This window comes from Vibrio sp., assembly GCF_038138445.1.
Lineage (GTDB): Bacteria > Pseudomonadota > Gammaproteobacteria > Enterobacterales > Vibrionaceae > Vibrio.
This window is the reverse complement of sequence record NZ_JAYQDQ010000024.1, coordinates 1-25524: the sequence shown is the minus strand read 5'-3', so window position 1 is coordinate 25524 and position 25524 is coordinate 1. Positions and strand designations below refer to the sequence as shown.

General features: G+C 42.4%; 31 protein-coding genes. 18 read left to right on the top strand and 13 right to left on the bottom strand.

The annotated features are described in order from the left end of the window. Nucleotides 1-88: 88 nt before the first annotated feature. From dnaG to rpsU, 3 genes are all read right to left on the bottom strand, one after another. Complete coding sequence (dnaG, locus tag AAFM34_RS08765) at nt 89-1858, bottom strand: DNA primase (protein WP_341661988.1); 1770 nt, start codon at nt 1856-1858, stop codon at nt 89-91. Between the two features lie 95 nt (nt 1859-1953). Further along, nucleotides 1954-2397 carry a GatB/YqeY domain-containing protein gene (locus AAFM34_RS08760; RefSeq protein ID WP_341661986.1) on the bottom strand — a complete coding sequence of 148 codons (444 nt, stop codon included), beginning with the start codon at nt 2395-2397 and terminating at the stop codon, nt 1954-1956. A 28-nt stretch (nt 2398-2425) separates the two neighbouring features. After that, complete coding sequence (rpsU, locus tag AAFM34_RS08755; RefSeq protein WP_001145625.1) at nt 2426-2641, bottom strand: 30S ribosomal protein S21; 216 nt, start codon at nt 2639-2641, stop codon at nt 2426-2428. 228 nt (nt 2642-2869) lie between these two features. Between rpsU and tsaD the strand changes: the two genes are divergently transcribed. Together tsaD and AAFM34_RS08745 are read left to right on the top strand one after the other, a co-directional pair. Beyond that, complete coding sequence (gene tsaD / locus AAFM34_RS08750) at nt 2870-3886, top strand: tRNA (adenosine(37)-N6)-threonylcarbamoyltransferase complex transferase subunit TsaD (protein ID WP_341661984.1); 1017 nt, start codon at nt 2870-2872, stop codon at nt 3884-3886. 134 nt (nt 3887-4020) lie between these two features. Further along, nucleotides 4021-4830 (top strand): alpha/beta hydrolase, encoded by an 810-nt coding sequence (locus tag AAFM34_RS08745; RefSeq protein ID WP_341661982.1) that lies wholly within the window; start codon nt 4021-4023, stop codon nt 4828-4830. 32 nt (nt 4831-4862) lie between these two features. Here AAFM34_RS08745 and plsY read toward each other — a convergent pair whose 3' ends face one another. Next, a complete protein-coding gene (gene plsY / locus AAFM34_RS08740; RefSeq protein WP_160930173.1) occupies nt 4863-5459 on the bottom strand; it encodes a glycerol-3-phosphate 1-O-acyltransferase PlsY in 597 nt (198 codons plus the stop codon). Between the two features lie 160 nt (nt 5460-5619). On the opposite strand from plsY, the gene folB reads away from it, so the two are divergent. The 11 genes from folB (at nt 5620) to rpoS (ending at nt 13281) form a co-directional block, all read left to right on the top strand. Beyond that, the gene (gene folB / locus AAFM34_RS08735) at nt 5620-5973 is read left to right on the top strand and encodes a bifunctional dihydroneopterin aldolase/7,8-dihydroneopterin epimerase (protein WP_341661979.1); all 354 of its coding nucleotides are present in this window, start codon (nt 5620-5622) and stop codon (nt 5971-5973) included. Beyond that, on the top strand, nt 5970-6467 hold the full coding sequence (folK, locus tag AAFM34_RS08730) for a 2-amino-4-hydroxy-6-hydroxymethyldihydropteridine diphosphokinase (RefSeq protein ID WP_341661977.1): 498 nt from the start codon (nt 5970-5972) through the stop codon (nt 6465-6467). Before folB ends, folK begins: the two co-directional genes overlap by 4 nt. A 7-nt stretch (nt 6468-6474) precedes the next feature. After that, nucleotides 6475-7278, top strand: a complete 804-nt coding sequence (locus tag AAFM34_RS08725; protein WP_341661975.1) for an undecaprenyl-diphosphate phosphatase — start codon at nt 6475-6477, stop codon at nt 7276-7278. Nucleotides 7279-7369: 91 nt separating this feature from the next. Continuing rightward, nucleotides 7370-7648 carry a cell division protein FtsB gene (ftsB, locus tag AAFM34_RS08720; RefSeq protein WP_341661972.1) on the top strand — a complete coding sequence of 93 codons (279 nt, stop codon included), beginning with the start codon at nt 7370-7372 and terminating at the stop codon, nt 7646-7648. Nucleotides 7649-7650: 2 nt separating this feature from the next. Next, on the top strand, nt 7651-8352 hold the full coding sequence (gene ispD / locus AAFM34_RS08715) for a 2-C-methyl-D-erythritol 4-phosphate cytidylyltransferase (RefSeq protein WP_341661970.1): 702 nt from the start codon (nt 7651-7653) through the stop codon (nt 8350-8352). Between the two features lie 3 nt (nt 8353-8355). Continuing rightward, a complete protein-coding gene (gene ispF / locus AAFM34_RS08710) occupies nt 8356-8832 on the top strand; it encodes a 2-C-methyl-D-erythritol 2,4-cyclodiphosphate synthase (protein WP_341661968.1) in 477 nt (158 codons plus the stop codon). A 51-nt stretch (nt 8833-8883) separates the two neighbouring features. Next, the gene (truD, locus tag AAFM34_RS08705; protein WP_341661966.1) at nt 8884-9930 is read left to right on the top strand and encodes a tRNA pseudouridine(13) synthase TruD; all 1047 of its coding nucleotides are present in this window, start codon (nt 8884-8886) and stop codon (nt 9928-9930) included. Then, a complete protein-coding gene (gene surE / locus AAFM34_RS08700; protein WP_341661964.1) occupies nt 9927-10691 on the top strand; it encodes a 5'/3'-nucleotidase SurE in 765 nt (254 codons plus the stop codon). The genes truD and surE overlap by 4 nt, the downstream gene beginning before the upstream one ends. Then, the gene (locus AAFM34_RS08695; RefSeq protein ID WP_341661962.1) at nt 10688-11314 is read left to right on the top strand and encodes a protein-L-isoaspartate(D-aspartate) O-methyltransferase; all 627 of its coding nucleotides are present in this window, start codon (nt 10688-10690) and stop codon (nt 11312-11314) included. Before surE ends, AAFM34_RS08695 begins: the two co-directional genes overlap by 4 nt. A 2-nt stretch (nt 11315-11316) precedes the next feature. After that, nucleotides 11317-12234 (top strand): peptidoglycan DD-metalloendopeptidase family protein, encoded by a 918-nt coding sequence (locus AAFM34_RS08690; RefSeq protein WP_341661960.1) that lies wholly within the window; start codon nt 11317-11319, stop codon nt 12232-12234. A gap of 63 nt (nt 12235-12297) precedes the next feature. Then, nucleotides 12298-13281: an RNA polymerase sigma factor RpoS gene (gene rpoS, locus AAFM34_RS08685; protein WP_341661957.1), complete on the top strand. Its 984-nt coding sequence runs from the start codon at nt 12298-12300 to the stop codon at nt 13279-13281. Nucleotides 13282-13334: 53 nt separating this feature from the next. Here the strand turns inward: rpoS and AAFM34_RS08680 are convergent, their stop codons facing one another. Both AAFM34_RS08680 and AAFM34_RS08675 read right to left on the bottom strand, forming a co-directional pair. Then, a complete protein-coding gene (locus AAFM34_RS08680; protein ID WP_341661955.1) occupies nt 13335-14609 on the bottom strand; it encodes a CNNM domain-containing protein in 1275 nt (424 codons plus the stop codon). Between the two features lie 122 nt (nt 14610-14731). Then, nucleotides 14732-15526, bottom strand: a complete 795-nt coding sequence (locus tag AAFM34_RS08675; RefSeq protein WP_341661953.1) for an inner membrane protein YpjD — start codon at nt 15524-15526, stop codon at nt 14732-14734. Nucleotides 15527-15733: 207 nt separating this feature from the next. On the opposite strand from AAFM34_RS08675, the gene ffh reads away from it, so the two are divergent. From ffh to rplS, 5 genes are all read left to right on the top strand, one after another. Beyond that, entirely contained in the window at nt 15734-17113 is a 1380-nt protein-coding gene (ffh, locus tag AAFM34_RS08670) for a signal recognition particle protein (protein ID WP_341661951.1), read from the top strand. Nucleotides 17114-17338: 225 nt separating this feature from the next. Continuing rightward, the gene (rpsP, locus tag AAFM34_RS08665; RefSeq protein WP_005438039.1) at nt 17339-17587 is read left to right on the top strand and encodes a 30S ribosomal protein S16; all 249 of its coding nucleotides are present in this window, start codon (nt 17339-17341) and stop codon (nt 17585-17587) included. A 29-nt stretch (nt 17588-17616) separates the two neighbouring features. Then, a complete protein-coding gene (gene rimM, locus AAFM34_RS08660; protein WP_341661941.1) occupies nt 17617-18165 on the top strand; it encodes a ribosome maturation factor RimM in 549 nt (182 codons plus the stop codon). A gap of 45 nt (nt 18166-18210) precedes the next feature. Then, nucleotides 18211-18954 (top strand): tRNA (guanosine(37)-N1)-methyltransferase TrmD, encoded by a 744-nt coding sequence (gene trmD, locus AAFM34_RS08655; protein WP_341661939.1) that lies wholly within the window; start codon nt 18211-18213, stop codon nt 18952-18954. A gap of 41 nt (nt 18955-18995) precedes the next feature. Further along, on the top strand, nt 18996-19349 hold the full coding sequence (gene rplS, locus AAFM34_RS08650) for a 50S ribosomal protein L19 (protein WP_009602110.1): 354 nt from the start codon (nt 18996-18998) through the stop codon (nt 19347-19349). Between the two features lie 75 nt (nt 19350-19424). Here rplS and yacG read toward each other — a convergent pair whose 3' ends face one another. The 7 genes from yacG to AAFM34_RS08615 are packed head-to-tail and all read right to left on the bottom strand — an operon-like array spanning nt 19425 to nt 25273. Continuing rightward, entirely contained in the window at nt 19425-19619 is a 195-nt protein-coding gene (yacG, locus tag AAFM34_RS08645) for a DNA gyrase inhibitor YacG (RefSeq protein ID WP_341661934.1), read from the bottom strand. A 28-nt stretch (nt 19620-19647) separates the two neighbouring features. Continuing rightward, nucleotides 19648-20388: a cell division protein ZapD gene (zapD, locus tag AAFM34_RS08640; protein WP_341661932.1), complete on the bottom strand. Its 741-nt coding sequence runs from the start codon at nt 20386-20388 to the stop codon at nt 19648-19650. 27 nt (nt 20389-20415) lie between these two features. Continuing rightward, complete coding sequence (gene coaE, locus AAFM34_RS08635) at nt 20416-21030, bottom strand: dephospho-CoA kinase (protein ID WP_341661930.1); 615 nt, start codon at nt 21028-21030, stop codon at nt 20416-20418. A 1-nt stretch (nt 21031) separates the two neighbouring features. After that, nucleotides 21032-21901, bottom strand: coding sequence for an A24 family peptidase (locus AAFM34_RS08630; RefSeq protein WP_341661928.1), 870 nt, complete (start codon nt 21899-21901; stop codon nt 21032-21034). Between the two features lie 48 nt (nt 21902-21949). Then, nucleotides 21950-23167 carry a type II secretion system F family protein gene (locus AAFM34_RS08625; protein WP_341661925.1) on the bottom strand — a complete coding sequence of 406 codons (1218 nt, stop codon included), beginning with the start codon at nt 23165-23167 and terminating at the stop codon, nt 21950-21952. 13 nt (nt 23168-23180) lie between these two features. Further along, complete coding sequence (locus AAFM34_RS08620) at nt 23181-24845, bottom strand: ATPase, T2SS/T4P/T4SS family (protein WP_341661923.1); 1665 nt, start codon at nt 24843-24845, stop codon at nt 23181-23183. A 2-nt stretch (nt 24846-24847) separates the two neighbouring features. Next, nucleotides 24848-25273, bottom strand: coding sequence for a prepilin-type N-terminal cleavage/methylation domain-containing protein (locus AAFM34_RS08615; protein ID WP_341661921.1), 426 nt, complete (start codon nt 25271-25273; stop codon nt 24848-24850). Nucleotides 25274-25524: the final 251 nt, after the last annotated feature.

Genomic DNA, 25524 nt, shown 5'->3' with positions numbered 1-25524 from the left:
CCAACTTAGTATCTGGTGAAGGAATTAGTATGCGAGTGCAAACCACCCATAATAACACATTAATTCATTGCTGACTATTCGAACAGGGTTACGCTTTTAAATCTAGCATTAAGGCTAGCAGCTCCCTTCTTTCTTCGGTTGATAAACCGACACTTCTTTCTTTGGCCTGCAAATCTTCAATTTGCTTTTCGACACACTGGGCCAATATTTTATCCAGCGAATCTAAAAAAATATCTTGTTCATTATCTTCATCGAGCGGGATTTCCCATCCAGCTAAACGAGACAGTAGAGCTTCATGGCTCGTGTTACGCCAGTATTCAATTAACTGGCCTGTGTTTATATTGGGGTGCTGATGGCAGTATTCAAGCACCTCAATGAATAATCTTAATCCAGGAACCGATAGTTCTCTAACTGTGGTCAAATCTGGCACCATTTGAGCATAGTTCGGATTTTGAATAAGTAACGCTATCACCTCACGCATTGGTGTTCTTTTGATTTCTTTATGAGGGGTAGGTTTTGTATCAGCTGTTGCAGTTATCAATGAATTGAGAAACTTCTGAAGTTGGAAATCACTCCAGCCTGTACCCAGTGTTAATTCTTTCCATAAATATGCTTGCAGCGAGGGATCGGTTGTTTTGTTCAGCAATGGGGCTGCATTTGTCGCTACATAGGTCCCCCAGCGTTTAGGATCCGAATCTGGAGCATCTTTTTTAATTTCGGCTAGCAAGAAATCAATCAGTGAATCAGCTCTATCTATTTCTTGCTCAATTGCCTCTTTGCCAAATTTTCGAACAAAACTATCTGGATCTTCTCCATCAGGTAAAAACAAGACTTTAAGCACTTTGTTGGCATTGAGGAACTGCAGAGCATTCTCCATTGCTCTTCTTGCAGCTTCTCTGCCTGCCCGGTCACCATCGTAGCAGCAAACGATAGTGTCTGTTTGCCTAAATAATTGGCGTATGTGATCGTCTGTAGTCGAGGTTCCAAGAGACGCTACCGCATAGTCGACACCATATTGAGCCAGTGCCACCACATCCATATAACCTTCAACAACCAATATTTGTGGTGGTTCACGGTAAGCCTGCATGACTTCATATAAGCCGTATAACTCTTTACCTTTGTGGAAAATGGGTGTTTCTGGTGAGTTAAGGTATTTTGGGGTCCCATCACCTAGGATTCGGCCACCAAACCCAATGACTCTTCCGCGCCTATCATGAATAGGGAACATGACTCGGCCACGAAAACGATCATAACGGCTACCTTTATCATTTTCGATTAGCATTCCGCCGGAGACGAGCATAGCTTGGGTTTGTTCTGTGTGTCCAAAATTTTTACGGACTAAATCCCACTCATCAGCCACATAACCAATACCGAATTTTTTGACTATTTCTCCAGTGAGGCCCCGATCTTTTAGGTAGTCGATAGCGACTTTGCTTCCAGAGTGCTTTAATTGGTCTCGGTAAAACTGAGCAATGCCTGCCATCAAATCGTAGAGGTTACGTTTTTGCTCATTATTGGCTTGAGGAACACTTGAGGCGAACCTTCCACTTTGGCGTTGTTCTCTTGGTACATCTAACCCCAGATAAGAGGCAAGTTCATCAATCGCTTCTGGGAATTCTAATCTTTCGTACTCCATCATAAAGTCGATAGCGTTGCCATGGGCACCGCAGCCAAAGCAATGATAGAACTGCTTTTCTTGGCTTACACTAAATGACGGTGTTTTCTCATTGTGGAATGGACAGCATGCGCCGTAGTTTTTGCCTTTTTTCTTTAGCTTTACTCGAGAGTCGATGATGTCGACAATATCCAGCCGAGCGAGTAAGTCATCGATAAAGCTTCTTGGTATCTGTCCCGCCATAAACCTCTAGAATACGAAAAAGAATAATAGGCTAGATACAAACAAGCCGCGCTTTCCCAAGGTTAGCACGGCCTGTTGTAATGTGTGTTGAGTAATTATCCGAGCTTAGCGCGTACTAAACCACTGACTTTACCCATATCTGCTCGCCCCTGAATCTTTGGCTTAAGCACAGCCATTACTTTACCCATATCTTGCATGCCCGCAGCACCTGATTCAGTAATGGCATTGGTGATCAATGCGGCTACTTCAGTTTCACTTAGCGGTTGAGGCATAAATTCCTCAAGTACAGTAATTTCAGCTTGCTCGGTATCGGCAAGATCTTGTCGACCTGCAGATTCATATTGAGCGACAGAGTCGCGACGTTGTTTAACCATCTTAGTTAATACAGCAAGAATATCGTTGTCAGTCAGAGTTATCTGTTCGTCAACTTCACGCTGTTTAATCGCAGATAGAGCTAAACGTATAGTGCCAAGGCGTAGTTTGTCCTTGGCTTTCATCGCTATTTTTTGCTCATCTTTGAGAGTATCAATCAGAGCCATAACTAAATTCCTTTATTGGACTTAGTTATTAGTACAGGCGAACGCGACGAGCGTTTTCGCGAGCTAGCTTCTTAGCGTGACGCTTTTGAGCTGCTGCTTTAGCGCGTTTGCGAACTGTAGTTGGCTTTTCGTAGTGCTCACGACGACGCACTTCAGAAAGGATACCTGCTTTTTCGCAAGAGCGTTTGAAACGACGTAGAGCAACGTCGAACGGTTCGTTTTCACGTACTTTAACTACTGGCATATGCCTTTCACCTCAGGGGTTATTCATTAATGCTGATTTTAAAGTACCTAGCTTTACTGCTGGTTCTATTATCAGCTTGATCAAAAATGGTGCGGAATTTTAATCTGATTGTATAGGCTTTGTAAAGCCCTTTGTCGTTTAATCAGTATACAAAATTTGTTTGCTAAGCCAAGCCAAGGTAAGATTGCGCTAATTTTGAATCGTAGAACAAGTTATCTAGGTTAAACCATGCGCATTATTGGTATTGAAACCTCATGTGATGAAACGGGCATCGCGATATATGATGATGAGAAAGGACTGCTTTCTCACAAATTGTACAGTCAAGTTAAACTGCACGCCGATTATGGTGGTGTCGTTCCAGAGCTTGCTTCTCGTGATCATGTTAAAAAGACTATTCCGTTAATTAAATCGGCAATGACAGAAGCAGGTTTGACATCTAAGGATATCGACGGTGTCGCGTATACCGCAGGACCAGGCCTGGTTGGAGCCTTGCTGGTAGGGGCGACCATAGGCCGCAGTCTTGCTTATGCTTGGGGTGTGCCTGCTGTCCCTGTACATCATATGGAAGGACACTTATTGGCACCTATGTTAGAAGATAACCCGCCACCTTTTCCCTTTGTTGCTGTGCTGGTGTCTGGAGGACACTCTATGATGGTTGAAGTCCGAGGGATTGGTGAGTACACAATTCTTGGCGAGTCGATTGATGATGCTGCTGGTGAAGCCTTTGATAAAACGGCTAAATTGATGGGACTTGATTACCCGGGAGGTCCTCTTTTGTCTAAGTTGGCAGAAAAAGGTACGCCTGGACGCTTTAAGTTTCCTCGCCCAATGACAGATAGGCCGGGTTTAGATATGAGCTTCTCGGGGTTGAAAACATTTACAGCCAATACCATTGCTGCCAATGGCGATGATGAGCAAACGCGAGCGGATATTGCGTTAGCATTTGAAGAGGCAGTCTGTGCAACATTAACCATAAAATGTAAGCGAGCGCTTGAACAAACTGGATTGAAACGGATTGTCATTGCAGGTGGGGTGAGTGCTAACCGCCGCTTGCGTTCAGATTTAGAACAGTTAGCTAGCAAGATTGATGGAGAGGTATATTATCCACGAACCGAGTTTTGTACCGATAATGGCGCAATGATTGCCTATGCAGGTATGCAGCGGCTCAAAAATGGTGAAACGACGGATCTATCTGTGCAAGCGACCCCACGCTGGCCAATCGACCAATTAAAACCAATCTTGTAATCCAATTTTTTATAGTAAAGCCACTTACCTCAAAGGGTGGCTTTTCCCATCATTTCTAATACCTCAATAGCTTTGAGCGCCATTGGTACCCTTAATCATCTTGGTAGGTGTTTTTGATTAAAATGAGAATAATTATGCCCCAATTTACGTTAGACGGTCAGAAAGTGGCTTATACAGATGTCGGCCAAGGTTCTGTAATTGTTTTTGGTCATGCATATCTGTGGAGCAGTGAAATGTGGGCTCCCCAAGTCGAAGTATTAAGCAAAAAGTATCGCTGTATAGTGCCAGACTTTTGGGCGCATGGAGATTCTGATTTAGCGCCTAAGTCAATGAATTCTCTTGTGGACTACGCCAGGCATGTTGTTGCCTTAATGGACCATCTGAGTATTGAACAGTTCTCCATTGTTGGTATGGAACTTGGGGGGATGTGGGGAACTGAAGTAGTAAGCTTTGTTCCCCACAGAGTGAAGTCGCTCGTTATGATAGACACTTTTGTTGGTTTGGAACCAGAAGTGGCCCATAAAAAGTATTTCTCTTTGTTGGATGTAGTGGAATTTTCGCAGATGTTCTCTGACTCCACCATTGAATCCATCTTACCGCTTTTTTTCGCTTCTGAGCACCAAGCGCCCGAGCTAGTAGCACAATTTCATATGATGCTGGCAAGCTTAAAAGGTGAGCGAGCGATAGAAACGGCCCGAATAGGTCGAATGATCTTTGGGCGTCGAGATCAGATTGAAGATATAGAGATGTTTGCATTACCGGTATTGATTGCTGTTGGGGAGAAAAATGTACCTCGGCCAGTCCTTGAGTCATACCTTATGCATGATTGTATTACTGGCTCTGAACTGGTTCAAATTCCTCAGGCTGGACATATATCAAACCTAGAGCAGCCTGAGTTTGTTTCAAAAATGCTGGAAGATTTCTTCACCAAGCTCTATCAATAAACAAGTTAGAGTAAGTGTGAGAGATATGAGAGTTAAACGGAATTTTTTTCGTTGATTTTTGGCTCAGAACCGTCGAGTAAGCGCTTAATGTTTTTGTGGTGACGGAAGATAATCAGACATGCCAGCATAGCGACAGGTAAGGTGTATTGGGGCTTTATCATCCATGTATAAAGTGGAGCAAGCAAGACGGTGATTATTGCAGCGAGAGAAGAATAGCGAAATAACACGATAACTAACAACCACGTAGCAATGAGAAGGCATGATAACCCCAAGCCTATTGGAGCTATGGACCCTAGAGCTGTCGCCACTCCTTTTCCGCCTTGAAAGTGGAAAAAGATGGGGTACATATGCCCTAGACATGCAGCGATGGCAATGACACCCAGTAAAATAGGCTCAATATGAAAAAAGTAGCCTCCCCAGACGGGAATGGTTCCTTTTAACATGTCACATAATAGCACTGCGAGAGCGGTTTTTTTTCCACCAAGTCTCAGTACATTTGTCGCCCCAGGATTGTGAGAACCTATATGGCGTGGGTCGGGTAATTTGAGTAATCGACAAATAAGGATAGCGCTCGAAACCGAACCTAATAAATAAGCTGAGATGATCATGACAATAGCGATAGTGGTCATAGCGTCGTTACTCATTATAAAAAGGTGTTAGCTGAGCAAGTAATTGATATCATATAGCGCTTACAAGGCTCAAACTACCCAGATTTTGGTGTTTGGGACAAAAATAGTACGACTTTTTATCAGATTTGGGTATCCGACCTCTAATTAGGAATCAAAATGCATGGATAAAGTGTTTATCGAGCAGTTAGAAGTGATCACGACGATAGGCGTGTACGATTGGGAACAGAGCATTAAGCAAAAGCTTGTTCTGGACATTGAAATGGCCCACGACAATCGGGCTGCAGGTAAAAGTGATAATGTCGTTGATGCTCTTGATTACGCCAAAGTCAGCTCGGCGGTACTTTCTCATATAGAATCTGGCCGTTTTTTATTGGTCGAGAGAGTGGCAGAAGAAGTCGCTGAATTAATTATCAGCCAATTTTCTGTTCCTTGGGTGAGAATTCGATTAACAAAACCTGGAGCTGTTGTTCAGGCATCCGGTGTGGGGGTCATCATTGAGCGAGGCAACCCATGACAAAAGCATACATTGGTGTTGGCTCCAATATTGAGCCGCGTAAGCATATCGAGGTTGCGATATATGCATTACATGAGATTGGTCAGAATATTCGCTTGTCGACTATCTATGAATGTCCAGCCGTGGGTTTCGATGGTGATGCTTTTTATAATTTGGTTGTTGAAATGGATACCTCACAAAATTTAGAAGAATTTGTGCAGCAACTGCGTGATATAGAGCTAGAGTGGGGTCGTGAGCGTGACTCTGAAAAACTTCAGTCTCGCACGGTTGATTTGGATATTATTTTGTTCGGCCAACAGGTATCCAAACACTCACCAGAGCTACCTCGTAGTGATATCTACAAGTACGGTTTTGTCATTGAACCGCTGCGTGAATTATGTTCTGAACTTCGCGTGCCCAATGATGGCCGAACTATCGATCAAATTTGGTCAGAACTTTCTTACCCAGAACACCTAAGTGAAATAGAACTTTGGTTTAATCACCCTTCTAACTGAGAATCTAATGAGTTATTTTGAAGCTTTTATTCTAGCCGTGATACAGGGCTTTACTGAATTTTTACCCATTTCTAGTTCTGCACATTTAATTTTGCCCTCCGCAGTACTTGGATGGGAAGATCAAGGGTTAGCCTTTGATGTAGCTGTTCATGTGGGGACGTTGGCCGCAGTGGTTATTTACTTTCGTCATGAAGTTGTAGCCTTATTCAGTGCCTTTTTAGCTTCTATATTTAAAGGCGATCGCAGTAAAGAAGCCAAGCTGGCTTGGATGATTGTTATTGCAACCATTCCTGCTTGTGTCTTTGGCTTATTAATGAAGGATATTATAGAGCTGTATTTGCGCAGTGCTTGGGTTATTGCTACCACAACCATAATTTTTGGTTTGTTGCTTTGGTACGTTGACAGAAATGCTAGCCTTGCTAAAGACGAATATCAGGTAGACCGAAAGAAAGCAATATTGATAGGTGCTGCGCAAGCAGTGGCTATGATACCAGGAACCTCTCGCTCTGGGATCACGATTACAGCCGCGTTGTATTTAGGCTTTACCCGTGAAGCAGCGGCTAGGTTTTCATTCTTAATGTCAATTCCTATTATTTTGCTAGCTGGTGGTTATTTAGGTTTAAAACTTATCAGTAGCGGCGTGGCCGTGGACACAAACATGCTCCTCACTGGTATCGTTACTTCCTTTATGAGTGCTTATTTATGTATTCACCTGTTTCTTAAACTTATCTCGCGTATGGGAATGACGCCATTTGTAATTTATCGATTGGTATTAGGTTTAGGGTTACTCTTGTTTTTGTTACAGCGCTGACCTTATTGAGCTCTCTATACCATTATGTCGCCATGCAAGTGGTATTATGGTATACATGAGCTTCAAATTACTGTCATTGTTATAACTAGTTATGCGAATTTTTGCCCTTGTTTTATTTCTATTATTAGGCTGGCTGCAGTACACGCTGTGGCTGGGGAAAAATGGTATTTCTGAGTTTAAAACTGTCCAGGCAGAGATTGAAGTACAGCACCAAGTTAACGGTAACCTGCAAAATAGAAATAGTGAAATGTTTGCTGAGATTGATGATTTACGCCAAGGGCTAGATGCGATAGAGGAGCGAGCTCGCCATGAGCTGGGCATGGTTAAGGATGGTGAAACCTTTTATCGAATTGTTGAAGGGAATAACTGAGTATGATGCAAGCACTTTCCATTACTGCGATTGTTCCAGCCGCTGGTGTGGGGCGCCGCATGGGAGCAGAGCGTCCCAAGCAATACCTTCAAATAAACGAAGCAACTGTACTCGAGCATACAGTATATAAATTGCTAAGCCATCCAAATATCGCCAAAGTTGTTATCGCGGTAGGGAAAAACGATCCTTATTTTTCACGTTTATCTTTAGCCCAAGATGACAGGGTTGTCACGGTTATAGGTGGTGATGAGCGTGCGGATTCTGTTCTAGCTGGAGTCAATTTTGTACGTGATAATGAGAAATCTAACTGGGTTATGGTCCATGATGCCGCTAGACCTTGTATTGACAATCAGGATATAGATAGCTTGATTAAGGCATCATTAAATCATCCAGTTGGGGGAATACTGGCCGCTCCTGTTAGAGATACGATGAAAAGAGCCAATCTATCAGGTGATATTGAGAAGACAGTTGATCGTTCAAACCTATGGCATGCATTAACCCCGCAAATGTTTCGTACTGAGCAACTAGCGACAGCTTTGGAGCAGGCTTTATCTAAAGGTGCTCATATCACAGATGAAGCGTCTGCCATGGAATGGTCAGGATTGTCACCCGCACTTGTTCCGGGTTCGGCAGAAAATATAAAAATCACTCAACCTGAAGATTTGGCTCTGGCTGAGTTCTACCTAACTAAGAATAAAGGATAACTTATGATTCGAATTGGCCATGGTTTTGATGTGCACAAATTTGGCGGTGATGGTCCAGTTATCATTGGTGGTGTCGCTGTTCCATATGAGTACGGTTTGTTAGCTCACTCGGATGGTGATGTTGCTTTGCACGCTCTAAGTGATGCGTTACTTGGCGCTATAGCGGCAGGTGATATTGGCCGACATTTCCCAGACACTGACGACAAATGGAAAGGCGCAGATAGTCGAGGGCTACTTCGTGATGTTTATAAGAAAGTTAAGCAAATGGGATACGTACTGGGTAATGCTGATGTAACCATTATTGCGCAGGCTCCTAAAATGGCACCCCATATTGAAGCTATGTGTCAAGCTATCGCAGAAGATCTTGAAACCGACATTGGCAATGTGAACGTGAAAGCCACAACAACTGAGCGTCTTGGGTTTACTGGACGTAAAGAAGGTATTGCAACTGAAGCTGTTGTCGTACTTGTAAAGAAATAACGAATGATTCTGCCCTGAGGAAAGCTCACGGGTTTATGCAATGGTAATGGTATGATCGATATTTTGTCTTCTTTGGCCTATTTAAATGGCCGCCCCAATTCAACCGGAAAATTAAAAGTTGAGCCAGAGCACTTTCAGGTAAGTGAAGATTTGGGCTTTGATTTCTCCGGTGAAGGTGAACACCTTATGGTTCGAATTCGAAAAACAGGGGAAAATACAAGCTTTGTCGCGAATGAGTTAGCTAAAGCTTGTGGAGTTAAGTCAAAAGATGTCAGTTGGGCTGGATTAAAAGATCGCCATGCCATTACGGAGCAATGGCTTAGTGTACACTTGCCCAAGGGAGGAGAGCCAGACTTGCGTACTTTTCTTACCAAGCATCCTAGTATAGAAGTGATTGAAACTAGGCGTCACAATAAGAAGCTTAGGCCTGGTGATTTAGTCGGAAACCATTTTAGTATCACACTGACTGAAGTCAGTGATGTTGAAGATGTCACTCGTCGCTTGCAAGCGATTAGTTTGCATGGTGTACCTAATTATTTTGGTAGTCAGCGTTTTGGGAATCAGGGTAACAATCTTGATGAGGCTAGACGTTGGGGAAGGGAAAATGTTCGTACTCGTAATCAGAATAAACGCAGTCTTTATCTCTCTGCTGCTCGCTCATGGATTTTTAACACAATTGTCTCAAAACGCATCGAACAGGACTTGTTTTACCAAGCGATTGTGGGGGACTGCCTTCTGACAGATGAAGGTATCATTTTAGCTGAAACACAAAAACTGGTCGCATTAAATGAAAGCATCAGCAAAGGGAGTGTGGCTATTACTGCGGCGATGGCGGGTGATAATGATTTACCTACTGTATCTGATGCTCTCTTAATCGAGCAGCCTCAGCTAGATGCTGAACCTGATTTGATGGCGTTAATTCGAGGCAACCGAATGCGGCATGAGAGGCGAAGCATAGTCCTTAAACCAAAAAATTTAGCGTGGAGTATAGATAGTGACTCAGTTAAGTTAGACTTTTCTCTAGAGGCTGGTTGCTTTGCGACGGCGCTGATTCGAGAGCTGATCCAAGAAATACAAGTGGAGCGCAATTACCAATGACTGATAAAGCTTTGAAAATATTGCTCAGTAACGATGATGGAGTGCATGCTGAGGGTATACACGCCATGGCTGACGTGCTAAGTAGTTTAGCGCAAGTGACTATCGTTGCTCCCGATAGAAATCGTTCAGGGGCATCAAACTCGCTAACCTTGGAGCAGCCCTTAAGAGTTAAGGCTTTATCTGAGCGTATATATTCAGTCCAGGGAACACCCACTGACTGTGTCCATTTCGCGCTAAATGAATTAATGAAGGATGAACTTCCTGATTTGGTCTTATCTGGTATTAATCATGGTGCCAATTTGGGTGATGATGTGCTGTATTCAGGTACGGTAGCAGCTGCGATGGAAGGGCATTTTCTAGGAGTTCAGTCGATAGCATTTTCTTTGGCTGGCAAGGTGAACTTTCAAACCGCGGCCCATGTGGCAAAACAAATGGTCGAACAACATCTCAATGCTCCAATTCCAACCAACAAACTTCTCAACGTGAATGTTCCTGATTTATCATTGAATGAGCTAAAAGGGATCTGCTCAACTCGTTTGGGCGCCCGTCATCATGCTGAACCTATGCTGAAACAGCAAGACCCGAGGGGATGTGATATATATTGGCTAGGTCCTCCTGGCAAAGAGCAAGATGCGGGAGAAGGAACGGATTTTTATGCTATTGAGCAAGGGTTTGTTTCAGTAACGCCAATTCAGGTAGATCTAACTGCACATGAGTCACTATCTACGATGAACAGCTGGCTACAGGAAAAATATCAATGACAAACCCCAAGGCTGATAGGTTAATTGACTTTCTAATGGCGAGTGGCATCCAAGATAAACTGGTAATCAATGCAATACATTCGATTCCTCGCGAGCAATTTGTATCTCAAGCAATGCAGCATCAAGCCTATGATAATAATGCATTACCGATTGGTCAGGGACAAAGCATCTCGCAGCCCTATATGGTCGCAAAGATGACTGAGTTATTGGAATTGACGCCGGAGAGTAAAGTTTTAGAAGTGGGTACAGGTTCGGGTTATCAGACAGCAGTCTTAGCTCACTTGGTAAAACATGTTTACTCTATAGAGCGGATAAAGTTGTTACAGTGGGAAGCGAAACGTCGACTTAAATATTTGGATATTTATAACGTGTCGACAAAGCATGGTGATGGTTGGCAAGGCTGGCCTGCCAAAGGCCCCTTTAATGCCATTATAGTTACCGCTGCTGCTGCATCAGTTCCACCAATATTACTCGAACAATTGGACGAAGACGGTGTTTTAGTTATTCCTGTGGGTGAAGAAGAGCAGCGTTTGCTTAAAATTACGCGCTGTGGAAACCATTACCCTTCAGAAATTGTAGAAAATGTTCGCTTTGTGCCTCTTATAGCAGGTGAACTTGCTTAACTATGATGCGCAAGACTGAGTCCATTATTTTTGTTATTCCACTTATAAGCGCAATACTTATTGGATGCAGCGCTAATTTTCCAGCCCCCGTTTCAGGGTTAAACAAAGATTACACAAGCATTTCTCGTGGTAGTTATAGAGGAAGTTATTATCAAGTGGAGAAAGGTGACACCTTGTATTTTATTGCATATGTCACGGATAAGAATGTAAATGATATTATTCGTTACAATGATTTAAAAAAGCCTTATACCATTTATCCCGGTCAAAAATTAAAGCTTTGGCAGCCTGCATATAAAACCCCAGCTTACGGTGGGGCGGGGGCTGTAGTCGCATCAGCACCAGTTGTAGTAGCATCGACATCTGCGATTAATTCAAGCTCAAGTAAAGAATCTAATCAAGTAGTTAGCAATAAGAAGGCTAGCAATCAGTCCATATCTCCCGCAAAAGCCACTGTGAACAAGGTTGATCAATCCTCTGCAAAGGAGTATGTTGGAGCTAAAAGTAAAACAAATGTTAACAAACCCGTCAGTTATGCGAATCCAAATAGTGAGAAAATTTCTAAGTGGTTATGGCCAGCCAAAGGGAGGATAATTAAAAATTTCTCAGCTGGAGACCAAGGAAACAAAGGTATAGACATTGCAGGACAGCGAGGTCAGCCAATATCGTCGACAGCTAATGGAACCGTTGTATATTCGGGTAATGCACTTAAAGGTTACGGGAATCTTGTGATTATCAAACACAACGATAACTATCTTAGTGCTTATGCGCATAATGAACGGTTGCTCGTGCACGAAGGACAAAGTGTAACAGCAGGCCAGAAAATCGCAACGATGGGCAGTTCTGGAACTAACAGTGTTCGACTACACTTTGAAATTCGTTACCAAGGTAAGTCAGTGAATCCTAAACGCTACTTACCCTAATACTTTATAGATTTATAGCGGCATTAATAGAAATGTTTCGCTAGATCGCCAGGGGGAGGGGCTATGAGTATCAGTAACACAGCAACGAAAGTCGAAGAGTTTGAGCTTGAAGCAGAAATGGAAGCGATTCAAGCTGATGATTCCACAACCACGGGTAGTGCCCAAGCAGAGGATACCAAAGAGGACTTTGATGTATCCACCAAAAGCTTAGATGCGACCCAACTTTATTTAGGAGAAATTGGTTTTTCACCTTTGCTCACCGCTGAAGAAGAGGTGTTGTATGCGCGTCGTGCTCTAAGAGGGGACGAAGCGGCTCGCAAACGTATGATTGAAAGTAATCTTCGTTTGGTGGTGAAAATATCCCGTCGATATAGTAACCGTGGTCTCGCGTTACTTGATCTTATTGAAGAAGGCAATCTTGGCTTGATCCGAGCGGTTGAAAAGTTTGATCCTGAGAGAGGTTTTAGGTTTTCAACTTATGCGACATGGTGGATCAGACAAACTATTGAGCGTGCTTTGATGAATCAAACTCGGACTATACGTTTACCTATTCATGTTGTAAAAGAGCTTAACATCTATTTACGTACAGCTCGAGAGTTATCTCAAAAGCTCGATCATGAGCCTACAGCGGAGGAGATTGCGCTTCAACTTGATAAACCAGTTGATGATGTCAGTAAAATGCTGCGTCTTAATGAGCGCATCAGTTCAGTCGATACCCCAATAGGCGGAGATGGTGAGAAAGCACTGCTTGATATCATTCCTGATGTAAACAATTCAGACCCCGAAGTTTCCACTCAGGATGATGACATCAAGTCCTCATTGATTGACTGGCTTGATGAGTTGAACCCAAAACAAAAAGATGTCCTAGCGCGTCGTTTTGGATTATTGGGTTACGAGCCTTCAACTCTGGAAGAGGTGGGACGTGAGATAAACCTTACTCGAGAAAGAGTCCGCCAGATACAGGTTGAAGGTTTGCGTCGCCTAAGAGAAATTCTGATTAAGCAGGGGCTCAATATGGAGAGTTTGTTTAGTATTAATGAAGAATAACTGAGCTTGGGTTTAAAAAGGCCTGGTAGTTAACCAGGCCTTTTTATATAGCGTTATTTATCCTTGTCCTTACATGGATAGACTTTCACCAATTTGATTCGGTTTTCTTCTAAGTCAACGATCTCCATCGGATGCCCCGAAACTTGAACACTGATATGACTTTCTGGTATATCTTCTAAGTGTTCCAGTATTAAGCCATTTAATGTTCTAGGACCATCTGTCGGTAATTTCCACATCAGCCCTTTATTGATATCTCGGATGTTTGCACTACCTTCAATAAGAAAGCTACCGTCACCTTGAGGTGTAATTTCATCAGATAGACTTGGAGTGATGGAAGTTGTGAACTCACCAACAATCTCCTCTAAAATGTCTTCAAGAGTGATAATGCCAATTATATCGCCATACTCGTTAACAATAAGGCCAATACGTTCTTTGTTGCGCTGAAACTTGAGCAATTGAATATTGAGCGGAGTGCCCTCTGGAATGAAATACACTTCATCTGCGGCACGTAGCAAAGTTTCTTTATTGAACTCATTTTTCTCTAGCATTAGGCGATAAGACTCACGCAGTCTTAGCATGCCGACGACTTCATCGATTTGATCTCGATATAGAACAACGCGGCCATGCGGAGAGTGAGTGAGTTGTCTTACTATGGACTTCCAATCATCATTTATGTCGATGCCAGTAATTTCATTTCTTGGAATCATTATGTCGTTAACCGTCACATTCTCTAAGTCGAGAATGGAAATCAACATATCTTGGTGTCGCCTTGGAATGAGGCTTCCAGCTTCGTTTACCACAGTGCGCAGCTCTTCAGAGCTTAAATGGTCATCGCCGCCATGTTTGGCTCTGATCCCTAAAAGTCGAATAAAGCCGTTAGTGATGAAATTAACCAACATGACTAGTGGTGATAATAACTTCATTAATATGGTGAGCAGAATGCTGCTTGCATAGGAAACTCGTTCAGGGTAGAGGGCAGCAAGAGTTTTAGGCGTAACTTCAGCGAAAACGAGAATCACCATAGTTAATGCACCTGTTGCTATAGCCACGCCGATATCGCCGTACAAACGCATACCCAATATGGTTGCGATAGCGGAAGCTAAGATGTTAACTAGGTTGTTACCGATTAAAATTAATCCGATGAGGCGATCTGGGCGAGCCAGTAGTTTTTCTACACGTTTAGCGCCTTTGTGACCATGATTGGCAAGGTGTTTGAGCCGGTATCGGTTCAAAGCCATCATGCCTGTCTCTGAACCTGAAAAATATCCTGAAATAACGATAAGACATGCGAGTAGGGCAAATAATGCGCCCGTTGATATGTCGTCCAAAGCTGATTGTTTCCTTTTGAGGTTTGGTTAATTTATGACCTAAGCTGAGCGTGAAGTCAATCCCAAGTGATAAGTAAAACATTGTAAAAGAAAGGTGCACTGTGTGCACTTTTAAATATCAATTAGTTAAGGATAATTTCGCGAACGAATCGACTACCGAAATAAGCCAAAGTTAATAATGTAGCTCCAGCAACAGCGAACCAAGTTACCTTACGACCTCGCCAACCTTTTTGGTAGTGGCCCCACAGCAAAATCGAATATACGATCCATGCGACACACGACAGTATCCCTTTATGTGCTTTGCCCTGAGCAAACATATCCTCAACAAAAATAAATCCTGTTAATAGAGTTCCTGTGAGTAGAAGATTGCCGATCAGGATAATCTTAAACAGTTGCCTTTCGACCATAAGTAGCGGTGGTAAATTTGGGTTGATACTTAATGCTTTTTTTGATTTGAGTTTGTGATCTAGCCAAGCCAGTTGCAGAGCGTAAAGTGCGCCAATTGTTAAAGTTGAGTATGAAAACAGTGCCAAGGAAATATGGATGAGCAGTTTCGGGTCTTGTTCTAAGTGAGTAATGAAGGTACTGGGCAAGAAGGCTGCCGCAGATAGGTTAATCGCTGCAAAACAATAAACGACAGGAAGCAGAAACCATAAACGCGTTTTTAGCATTGCCAGACTTAATACCAAAGAAATAATGAAACTTATCAATGAGGCAACATTGAGAATGCTGAGGTTTTGCCCTGAGCCTTCAATGATAAGATCACCCAACAACCAAGCATGAAAGGCCAGAGCTAAAAATGCACTGGCTGAGACTGTTTTGGTGCGAATGCCGACCTGATGTACTAGGCCCGGAACTATGCTTGCGATTGCTAAAACATAGAGTATTGCAGCAGCAACGGCTATGATGTTGTCCATGCTTCTCTGTTATCTGGTGAATTTTTGATAAATTATACCTTGCATCAAAAGCTTGGGCTATGACTTATATAGCTGATTTGCGTGTTGTGATAGATCAAAAGTTACTACAGAAGTGCAAAGCAGTGTCAGGCTAAGGTATACTCAGAATAATTTTGTCGCCAAGTAACGGGCGGTGGCATATAGGGTCGCTCAGATAAAGAGACTAAGATGTTTGATAATTTAACGGATCGATTATCCAAAACCCTGAAGAATATCAGTGGTAAAGGTCGCTTGACCGAAGACAACATAAAAGACACATTGCGTGAAGTACGTATGGCTTTGTTGGAGGCGGACGTTGCCCTTCCTGTCGTGCGTGATTTTGTAAAACGTGTAAAAGAAGGTGCGGTTGGCGTTGAGGTTTCAAAATCTCTAACGCCTGGGCAAGAATTCATTAAGATTGTTCAAACTGAACTTGAAGCCGTCATGGGTGAATCTAATGAGGCACTTAACTTAGCCGCTCAGCCGCCAGCCGTTATTTTGATGGCCGGTTTACAAGGTGCGGGTAAAACGACCTCTGTAGGTAAACTGTCCAAGTTGTTAACAGAACGAGATAAGAAGAAAGTTCTGGTTGTTTCCGCTGACGTATATCGACCGGCTGCGATCAAGCAGTTAGAAACACTTGCATCAGATGTAGGTGTTGATTTTTTCCCATCTTCAGCAGACCAAAAACCATTAGATATTGCTAGTGCTGCGATAGACCACGCCAAGAAAAAGTTTTATGACGTACTACTTGTTGATACGGCGGGCCGCTTAGCTGTTGATGAACAGATGATGGCTGAAATTCAGGAGCTTCATACCGCAATTTCTCCTGTTGAAACATTGTTTGTTGTTGATGCGATGACAGGGCAAGATGCAGCGAACACTGCAAAAGCATTTGGCGATGCTTTACCATTAACAGGGGTTGTTTTGACCAAGATAGATGGTGATGCACGTGGTGGCGCTGCATTATCAGTGCGCCATATCACGGGAAAACCAATCAAGTTTTTAGGTGTTGGTGAGAAAACGGATGCCCTAGAGCCATTTCACCCAGAGCGTGTTGCCTCTCGCATTCTTGGCATGGGGGATGTACTTTCTCTGATTGAGGATCTACAACGCAACGTTGATACCGAAAAAGCAGAAAAACTGGCTAAAAAGTTTAAAGAAAAGAAAGGTTTCGATCTTGAAGATTTCCGTGAGCAATTGGGACAGATGCAGAATATGGGTGGCATGATGGGAATGCTAGACAAACTGCCTGGTATGTCTCAGTTGCCTACGGATGTAAAAGATAAAGTTGATGATAAAATGTTCAAACAGATGGAAGCCATTATCAACTCGATGACAATGAAGGAACGCCAACGTCCTGAACTCATTAAGGGTTCTCGTAAAAAACGCATTGCCGCTGGTTCAGGAACGCAAGTTCAAGATGTTAACCGCCTACTCAAGCAGTTTACTCAGATGCAGAAGATGATGAAGAAAATGCAAAAAGGCGGCATGAAAGGCATGATGCGTAACATGCAAGGTATGATGGGTGGCATGGGCGGAGGTGGCTTCAATCCATTTGGTCGATAGTCGATAACCCATTAAAAATTCAAGGTGTTAGTTAGCTCACAAAATTATTACTGCTTTATCTAATGATAAAGTGGCAGTAGGTTGGTGAAAAAATAGCTAAATACCTTGCAATACTGCGGAATAAGAGTAAAATTCCGGAGCTTTATTTTGGCACGAGACCCCAAACTGTTTCATATGAGCAGTCCTTGGGGTTAATTTTATTTTTGAGAAAGCAAAGAGGACGACATGGTAACCATTCGTTTGGCACGTCACGGCGCGAAGAAGCGTCCATTTTATCAAATCGTAGTAGCGGACAGCCGCAATGCTGCAACTGGCCGTTTCATTGAGAAAGTGGGTTTCTTTAACCCAACGGCTAAAGGTCAAGAAGAAGGTCTACGTCTAGACCTAGATCGCGTAAACCACTGGGTTGGTCAAGGCGCATCTCTATCTGACCGTGTAGCTAAGCTAGTAAAAGACGCTCAAAAAGCGGCTTAATTCTTAATTTAAGAAGAAGTAATTAGCTTATGTCGATGAAAGGTAAAGAAACAACGAGCAGTGATAAGATTGTAGTAGGTAAGCTTGGTGCTTCTTACGGCATTCGTGGCTGGCTTAAGGTTTTTTCCTACACAGACAATACTGAAAGTATATTTGATTACTCTCCATGGTTTATAAACCAAAAGGGTGAGTGGGTTGAGCAAAAAGTAGAAAGTTGGAAGCGCCATAACAAAGGTTTGGTGGTAAAACTTGAGGGTCTAGACGTGCGTGAAGATGCACAGTTGTTGACCAACTTTGAAATTGCTATCGACCCTGCCGTATTGCCAGAATTGCCAGAGGATGAATTCTACTGGCGTGATCTAATTGGAATGCAGGTAGTAACTGATAAAGGTTACGATTTAGGTATAGTCTCTGACATGCTTGAAACTGGATCCAATGATGTTTTGGTGGTAAAAGCAAATCTAAAAGATGCTTTTGGTCAAAAGGAACGACTAATTCCGTTCCTTGAAGAGCAAGTGATCAAACTTATTGATCGCCAAGCTCAACGGATCGAAGTTGACTGGGATCCTGGATTCTAACTCCAAGTAACGGAGCAATTGAACCAAGTTTATATTGGTGAAAACATGTGGGTTGGCATAATTAGCCTTTTTCCAGAAATGTTCCGCAGCGTTACTGACTATGGAGTAACAGGTCAAGCGGTTAAAAAAGGTCTTTTGTCAGTTGAGTCATGGAATCCTAGAGATTTCACTCATGACAAACATCGCACCGTCGATGATAGGCCTTACGGTGGTGGCCCTGGTATGTTGATGATGGTTCAGCCTTTGCGCGATGCTATCCATGCAGCTAGAAGAGCCTCACCGGGCAAGACGAAAGTTATCTACCTATCTCCTCAAGGTCGTAAACTTGACCAAAAAGGAGTAGAAGAGCTGGCAAAAAATGAGAATTTACTTCTGATTTGTGGCCGCTATGAAGGGGTAGATGAGCGTGTCATCCAAGCTGAAGTTGATCAAGAATGGTCAATAGGAGATTTTGTGATGACGGGTGGTGAAATACCAGCCATGACGTTAATTGATTCTGTTTCACGGTTTATACCGGGAGTATTGGGAGATTTTGCGTCGGCAGAAGAAGACTCTTTTGCCAATGGTTTGTTAGATTGCCCTCATTATACGCGACCTGAGGTATTAGATGGCCAACCAGTACCACAAGTACTGACATCTGGTAACCATAAGAACATTCGTCGCTGGCGACAGAAACAGTCGCTAGGCCGTACTTGGCTAAGAAGACCAGAGCTCCTGGAAAACCTAGCTCTGACTGACGAACAGGAACAATTACTGGCTGAGTTCATAAAAGAACATCAAAAGCAGTAACCTATTAAATTTAGTATCAGTTTATTCTAGGAATATTGAAAATGAGTAACATCATCAAGGCTCTTGAAGAAGAGCAAATGAAAAAAGACCTACCTAACTTTGCACCTGGTGACACAGTTGTTGTTCAAGTTAAGGTTAAAGAAGGTGAACGTGAGCGTTTACAGGCTTTTGAAGGCGTTGTAATCGGTATCCGTAACCGTGGTCTACATTCTGCATTCACTGTACGTAAGATCTCGAACGGTGAAGGTGTAGAGCGTACGTTCCAAACTCACTCTCCAATGGTTGATAGCATTGAAGTTAAGCGCCGTGGTGCAGTACGTCGTGCCAAGTTGTACTACCTACGTGAGCGCTCTGGTAAGTCTGCTCGTATTAAAGAGAAGCTTGCTAAGAAGTAATGCTTTAACTAGCGTTCTCATCGTATTAGCGGAGGCCAATCGGCCTCCGCTTTTTTATGTTCTGAAATAATTGATTTAATACTGCTCTTCTGACCAACCATCAGCATCAGACATGTCAGGAGCGCCGGGAATTGAATTTTCTTCGTCTGCCCATCCACCAAAATCTATCATTTGGCATTGCTTACTGCAGAAGGGGCGATGAGGGCTGGCTTCACACCATTTAACATCTGTGCCACATTTCGGGCAAGCGACAGTAAATACTTTGGTCATAGTTGGCTTCTCTAGGAAAATACATATCTTAGCTACATACAGCTAACTTGAATTCAATATTATCACAGGAAGCCTGGCCTGAAGCAAAAAAGATAAACTTGATTGCAAATCGATTCTTGTGGCCTGAAATCATGGGATATACCCCATACTCCATTGGGATTTCTAGACGAAGGATATTGGCATCCTCGGCATCACTTTGATAAAAACCAGAGTGTGCTTCTTGCTGTTGGAGGTGTCCAGTTTCACGTGTTAGACGTAACCAGAGCTTGAGGGCATCAGTGAGAGGTTGTAGATTTTCTATCCAGAGACGACTGTCTTCAATTTTCTTCTTGATAGGTAGATGCAACCAGTGGTGAAGCGCTGGTAGATCGAAGCAACATGAGCCTCCGGGCAAATTAAATCTTTGTCTAATAGTACTGAGAAAACGGTCTTCTTTTAGGCTTTGGCCAAAGCGTTCGGCCGCCATTAGTTTGCTATGAACATCGTCAACTTCAGCTAATACGTTGTTGAGCATTTTTTGATCTACACCTTCAACATGTAGCCATGAACGATAAGAGAGACGCTGTTTTTCGATATCTTTCGCTAACTCGCTTTTGAGTTGTATTTGTTCAAAAATTTCAAGTAAGTCAAAAAGTGAGCGAAAGAATAATAAATGCTGCATATCATCGCTAAATTGGGATGACATATTTAATTGATTGAGCAAGGCTTCCACTCGCAAGTATATGCGAGTTTTCTCATTCAATGGATGTTCAAAGTAGTGCGTTGTCATTCCATGTAGCCTTCGATTATTCTTCCCTTATTCTGACCGATTTTCCATACTTAATTCTAGATACTTTTTATGTAATTCTGTGATTTGAGGCAAAAGTTCCTTGTTTGTTGCATCATTCTTTATTACATCATCTGCAACATTTAGCCTATCACCACGACTTGCTTGAGCTGCAATGATAGCTTGAGCTTGTTCAAGTCCTACCTTGTCCCTTTCCATTGTTCTAAGCAGCTGGGTTTGTTCATCAACATCAACTACCAAGACTCTGTTGGTCAAGCTTTGTAAGTTGTTCTCGACCAGTAATGGAATTACTAGCAGCACATATTGTGACGACGCATTAGCAACATCTAACTGCATTTTTTCCCTAATCATAGGGTGAAGTAGCGAATTGAGCCACGTTTTGTCCTCTTCACATGCGAAGACCTTATTTCTTAGTTTAGCTCGATTTAATGTTCCGTCACTCAATAAGATATTAGAACCAAAACGAGATTTTATCGCTTCTAACCCCAAGGAATCTTTTTCAACGACTTGTCTCGCTATGATATCGGCGTCGATAACCTCGATACCATAATGAGAATTGAATAGGTTCGCCACTGTGGTTTTTCCACTAGAGATCCCCCCAGTAAGCCCGACAACAAAAGGCATCTTAGACTCCAATAATTTGAGTGAAGTACCAATTTACAATATTTTCCCCCCAGATAGCACTAATCCAACCTGCTATGGCAAGATAGGGGCCAAAAGGGAAAGCTTTATCTATACCTTGCTTTTTCAAACTTAGCTGAATAAGTCCCAATATTAGTCCAACTAGAGAAGAGAGCAGGACAATAATGGGCAAATACTGCCAGCCTAGCCAAGCACCTAAAGCTGATAGCAGCTTAAAATCACCATAACCCATGCCTTCTTTACCTGTGATAAGTTTGAAAGCCCAATATACAGACCACAAGCATAAGTAACCTGTGATGGCTCCAATTACAGAGTCTTGTAATGATACTGGGCTTATACCAAGAAGAGACAGGGCTATACCTGACCAAACCAAAGGCAGAGTCAGTTGATCTGGCAATAGCATAGTATCCAAATCTATGAAGGTTGCCGCAATGAGGACAAAGGTAAAAAAGAGTAAAGCGACAGAAAAATAACTGAACTCGAATTGGTACGCTATGGTAAAACTGAGTAGAGCAGACAATAGTTCAACCAAAGGATAACGAACGCTTATTTTGCCTTGGCAAGAATGGCATTTTCCTTTTAGTAGTAGCCAACTAATCAATGGAATGTTATCACGGATACGAACTGGTGTTTGGCACTTTGGACAGTGAGAGCCCGGGGTGCTCAGGTTAAAATTGCCAGAAGGAGGTTCTATCTTGTATTCTGGAAAGCAGTCTGCGCATTCTTTTCGCCATTCATATTCCATGATCTTAGGCAAACGGTGAATGACAACATTAATGAAGCTTCCGATGATTAAGCCAAATAAAGTAGCTAAGGTTGGAAATAACCAAGGGTAATAAAAAAACAGATCCATATATGACTCAGCTGATTTAGGAAGTAGGCGTGATTTAAGGTGAGTATATTAGCTCATTACGTTGACTAAGTTAAAGATGGGTAAGTACATAGCGATCACCAAACTTGCTACAATTGTACCTAGAGTTACTATCATAATAGGCTCAAATGCCCGACTCATATAGTCGATAGTCTTTTCAATCTCGTTTTCATATTCATCTGCGACTCGATTTAGCATTTCAGCAAGACGCCCTGACTCTTCACCTAGCATGACCATTTGCATCATAAATTCGTCAAAGGTGTTACTTTTTCGCATCGCTAGATGCAAGGCAAGACCAGAATTCACCTCCTTAGTGACTCTACTTATTGCTGTTTGGTAAAACGTATTGTCAAATGTTTGGGCTGCTGTTTGCAAACTTGGTGTAATTGGAATACCAGAATCAAAGCAAGTTGCTAACGTTCTAATAAATTGGCTAAGACAAGCCAAACGGTATAATTTTCCAATTAGGGGAATGCACAGCTTTATGCTGTCTAGCTTTCTTCGGCAATGATTTGAGTATCTGTATCCAAGTCGAATCGATATGATAAGCAGGATAAACCCAACAGTGATATAAAGCCCGTAATCTAGCATCGCTTGAGATAGGTGAATCACTTGTTGAGTGAACCAAGGTAAGGGAGCGTTATAGCTTGTAAACATGCGTTCGAGTTCGGGAATTACTTGAGTGAGCATAAGTATAGTTACAAGCCATGCTGTTCCAAAAACCAAACAAGGATATATACTGGCTGCCAAAGCTTTTGAGCGTATATACTCGCTTTTTTCTCTGTGAACCGCGATACGTTGTAAGGATTCTGCCAACCGCCCTGAGTTTTCACCAGCATGAATAATCGCTAAATATAAGGAGTCAAAATGCTTAGAGGATTCTTTAAGAGCTTGGGTTACTGATATCCCAGATTCGAGCTTTTGACGTATTAGCCATATGAGAGACTTAATTCCTGCTCTTGTTAGATTGTTTGCAATAAGTTTGAGTGAAGTGGTAATGGGTAATCCTGAGTCGATCATACTAGCCCATTGGCGTGTTAGTAGGGTGATCTCTTTTGTATGGACTCTCTCTCGAATTTGACGGTAAAAAGGCAGTTTTCGCTTCAGAACTAAACTTACCTCAATACCTTTGTCATTAAGGTGTTCAAGGACTTGGGATTGGCTGAATGCGAGGGTCTTCCCTTGCAATTTTTGGCTGTTTGAACCGAATCCACGCCAAAAATAATCGTTTAATTTAGGTGCTGGCATACGGATACAATCCTTATCGAGCTAGCACTCGTTGCAGTTCGGCATAGCTAGTTATTCCTTGATGAACTTTCTCTAGCCCCAGTTGATAAAGCGTTTTCATGCCTTGTTTTTTAGCAAGTTTCTCCAACTGGTGTTGGGCGTCGTTTTTGAGTATCGAATAGGTCAATTCTGGACTCATGATTAACATTTCATAGATACCTATTCGTCCTAGGTATCCATGATTGCAAGCACTACACCCATTAGCACTGGCCTGGTAAATCATTGAGTTCTCGATTTTAGGTAAGCACTCGGGCTTTGCCGTAGGATACTTACATAAAGGACAAAGACGACGGAGTAATCTTTGGGCAATTACTAGACAAAGCGAAGCCGCGATATTATGTGGTTCTATGCCAATATTCTTGAGACGCACGATAGCCTCAGTACTTGAGTTTGTGTGTAACGTCGCCAGAACTAGATGGCCAGTTTGAGCGGCTTTAGTTGCAATATCGGCGGTTTCTTTATCTCGTATTTCGCCTAGCATGATGACATCAGGATCCTGTCTGAGAAAGGCTCGTAAAGCTTCAGCGAAGCCAAACCCAATTTGCGGCTGGATCTGCACCTGATTGATCCCTGATAAGCTTATTTCAATTGGATCTTCCGCGGCAGAAATATTGAGGTTTTCACTATTGAGTAAAGATAGGCCGCTGTATAAAGATAAGGTTTTACCGCTCCCTGTTGGCCCTGTGATAAGAATAAGGCCTTGAGGTTTTTTGAGCGCTTTTTCATACAATTGGCGTTGTATTGTGCTGTAACCAAGTACTTTAAGATCTAAGCTAGTGACTTGGTTATCTAAAATTCTTAATACTAGCTTCTCACCCCACATGGTGGGTAGAGTTGAAACACGGATATGGATATTATTTGATTTTGTTAGGCCCAAAGTAAAGCGACCATCTTGAGGCAAACGGTGTTCAGAAATATCTAGCTGCGCTAAAATTTTGAGTCTTGCTATAAGTCTTTTGCAAATTGTATGAGGTGGTTGATGAACTTCAATCAGTATTCCGTCGCAGCGAAATCGGATTCTAAACCAGTGTTCATATGGTTCGAAGTGAATGTCTGAAGCTTTTTTGCCAACGGCTTGCAAGATAACCTGATGAATGTAGTGGCTAACAGGTGATCCATCTTGATCCATTTCATCTTTTATCTTTACCTCATTGATAATTAAATTATCCAGCTCATGAAGACTCATATCTTGGGCGTTAGAGGCGAGGTTATCTTTATCTGCACCATACAGCGAATTAATGGTCAGTTTTAATTGAGTAATATCGCTAAGCACCCGCTTTATTTTCAAACCAGTAGAAAAATAAAACTCTTGTTCAGTACTCGAATTTGATGGATCTGTTACCGCTACAACCAACTGGTGATTTTGTACTTCGAGAGGTAATGCTAAGTGCTGGCGGGTTAGATGACTAACTCCTAGCTGTTCACAACATGACTGATAATTAAACTCTTCTAAGTTGATAATAGGAAGGTTAAACAGTTTGCTTAAAGTGTTAGTCAGAATTTGGGGAGTGAAACTATCAAGCTGTATCAGAGCTGAGCATACATCAATCTTTTCTTCTGTCATCGAAGTAAGTGTAGAGCTAACTTGCTGCTCATTAATAATATTGGCATTACAAAGTAATCTCGGAAGTAGGCTCATTCTTAGCTCCCTGGACACCAATATTGACTATCGGTGCCAACACAGTCAAGGTTCCAAACCAAACCGTTGTTAGACTCTTGGCTTGTCAGGGATATTGTCGAATCTGAGGGTAGAGAGCCTTTTGAGCCTATAGTGATAGCTTTTATAATGGTATCACCGTCATTAGATAGAGCTTCTATAGAATAACCATTAAAGACTTGCTGCGAGGGTATTCCATTTTGGCCTGAAATACAGTTTGTAGGAGAGCCTATGGTTGATATACAAATACCGACTGCCATTTTCATGGCTGACATGGAACTTAACATCTCACTGGCGTGAGCACGCTTGGTATAGTTTTGGTAGGTTGGAATGGCAAATGATGACAGAACTCCTATGATAGCGACAACTATCATAAGCTCTATGAGAGTAAAACCTAGTGATTGTTTCATTGTTGGTGCCATCATTCGTTTGCAGAGGATATGACACCCATTATATTAAGACAAACTAACGCCAGCTTCGGTCGTAAACTAGATCATTGAAGCTTGTTACCTGAATTGGTTTGTTATTTACACGCTTATTACACGATGGAATGATATGGTATGAGCGGAGTATTTTTATAGAATTTAAGATCGAAGAGAGAGTGATTAGCTCTAATGCCGATCAGTTAAACATTAATCGGCAGATCAATTGAATGATCCCA

What these genes read in the sequence shown, in the direction of transcription:
- trmD (WP_341661939.1), top strand. Translation starts at nt 18,211, where the DNA reads ATGTGGGTTGGCATAATTAGCCTTTTTCCAGAAATGTTCCGCAGCGTT.
- ispD (WP_341661970.1), top strand. Translation starts at nt 7,651, where the DNA reads ATGATGCAAGCACTTTCCATTACTGCGATTGTTCCAGCCGCTGGTGTG.
- tsaD (WP_341661984.1), top strand. Translation starts at nt 2,870, where the DNA reads ATGCGCATTATTGGTATTGAAACCTCATGTGATGAAACGGGCATCGCG.
- AAFM34_RS08695 (WP_341661962.1), top strand. Translation starts at nt 10,688, where the DNA reads ATGACAAACCCCAAGGCTGATAGGTTAATTGACTTTCTAATGGCGAGT.
- AAFM34_RS08620 (WP_341661923.1), bottom strand. Translation starts at nt 24,845, where the DNA reads ATGAGCCTACTTCCGAGATTACTTTGTAATGCCAATATTATTAATGAG.
- rimM (WP_341661941.1), top strand. Translation starts at nt 17,617, where the DNA reads ATGTCGATGAAAGGTAAAGAAACAACGAGCAGTGATAAGATTGTAGTA.
- ftsB (WP_341661972.1), top strand. Translation starts at nt 7,370, where the DNA reads ATGCGAATTTTTGCCCTTGTTTTATTTCTATTATTAGGCTGGCTGCAG.
- AAFM34_RS08615 (WP_341661921.1), bottom strand. Translation starts at nt 25,273, where the DNA reads ATGAAACAATCACTAGGTTTTACTCTCATAGAGCTTATGATAGTTGTC.
- AAFM34_RS08745 (WP_341661982.1), top strand. Translation starts at nt 4,021, where the DNA reads ATGCCCCAATTTACGTTAGACGGTCAGAAAGTGGCTTATACAGATGTC.
- dnaG (WP_341661988.1), bottom strand. Translation starts at nt 1,858, where the DNA reads ATGGCGGGACAGATACCAAGAAGCTTTATCGATGACTTACTCGCTCGG.
- folK (WP_341661977.1), top strand. Translation starts at nt 5,970, where the DNA reads ATGACAAAAGCATACATTGGTGTTGGCTCCAATATTGAGCCGCGTAAG.
- folB (WP_341661979.1), top strand. Translation starts at nt 5,620, where the DNA reads ATGGATAAAGTGTTTATCGAGCAGTTAGAAGTGATCACGACGATAGGC.
- AAFM34_RS08725 (WP_341661975.1), top strand. Translation starts at nt 6,475, where the DNA reads ATGAGTTATTTTGAAGCTTTTATTCTAGCCGTGATACAGGGCTTTACT.
- ffh (WP_341661951.1), top strand. Translation starts at nt 15,734, where the DNA reads ATGTTTGATAATTTAACGGATCGATTATCCAAAACCCTGAAGAATATC.
- surE (WP_341661964.1), top strand. Translation starts at nt 9,927, where the DNA reads ATGACTGATAAAGCTTTGAAAATATTGCTCAGTAACGATGATGGAGTG.
- rpsU (WP_001145625.1), bottom strand. Translation starts at nt 2,641, where the DNA reads ATGCCAGTAGTTAAAGTACGTGAAAACGAACCGTTCGACGTTGCTCTA.
- rpsP (WP_005438039.1), top strand. Translation starts at nt 17,339, where the DNA reads ATGGTAACCATTCGTTTGGCACGTCACGGCGCGAAGAAGCGTCCATTT.
- AAFM34_RS08630 (WP_341661928.1), bottom strand. Translation starts at nt 21,901, where the DNA reads ATGGATCTGTTTTTTTATTACCCTTGGTTATTTCCAACCTTAGCTACT.
- coaE (WP_341661930.1), bottom strand. Translation starts at nt 21,030, where the DNA reads ATGCCTTTTGTTGTCGGGCTTACTGGGGGGATCTCTAGTGGAAAAACC.
- AAFM34_RS08760 (WP_341661986.1), bottom strand. Translation starts at nt 2,397, where the DNA reads ATGGCTCTGATTGATACTCTCAAAGATGAGCAAAAAATAGCGATGAAA.
- yacG (WP_341661934.1), bottom strand. Translation starts at nt 19,619, where the DNA reads ATGACCAAAGTATTTACTGTCGCTTGCCCGAAATGTGGCACAGATGTT.
- zapD (WP_341661932.1), bottom strand. Translation starts at nt 20,388, where the DNA reads ATGACAACGCACTACTTTGAACATCCATTGAATGAGAAAACTCGCATA.
- truD (WP_341661966.1), top strand. Translation starts at nt 8,884, where the DNA reads ATGATCGATATTTTGTCTTCTTTGGCCTATTTAAATGGCCGCCCCAAT.
- AAFM34_RS08625 (WP_341661925.1), bottom strand. Translation starts at nt 23,167, where the DNA reads ATGCCAGCACCTAAATTAAACGATTATTTTTGGCGTGGATTCGGTTCA.
- rpoS (WP_341661957.1), top strand. Translation starts at nt 12,298, where the DNA reads ATGAGTATCAGTAACACAGCAACGAAAGTCGAAGAGTTTGAGCTTGAA.
- rplS (WP_009602110.1), top strand. Translation starts at nt 18,996, where the DNA reads ATGAGTAACATCATCAAGGCTCTTGAAGAAGAGCAAATGAAAAAAGAC.
- plsY (WP_160930173.1), bottom strand. Translation starts at nt 5,459, where the DNA reads ATGACCACTATCGCTATTGTCATGATCATCTCAGCTTATTTATTAGGT.
- AAFM34_RS08675 (WP_341661953.1), bottom strand. Translation starts at nt 15,526, where the DNA reads ATGGACAACATCATAGCCGTTGCTGCTGCAATACTCTATGTTTTAGCA.
- AAFM34_RS08690 (WP_341661960.1), top strand. Translation starts at nt 11,317, where the DNA reads ATGATGCGCAAGACTGAGTCCATTATTTTTGTTATTCCACTTATAAGC.
- ispF (WP_341661968.1), top strand. Translation starts at nt 8,356, where the DNA reads ATGATTCGAATTGGCCATGGTTTTGATGTGCACAAATTTGGCGGTGAT.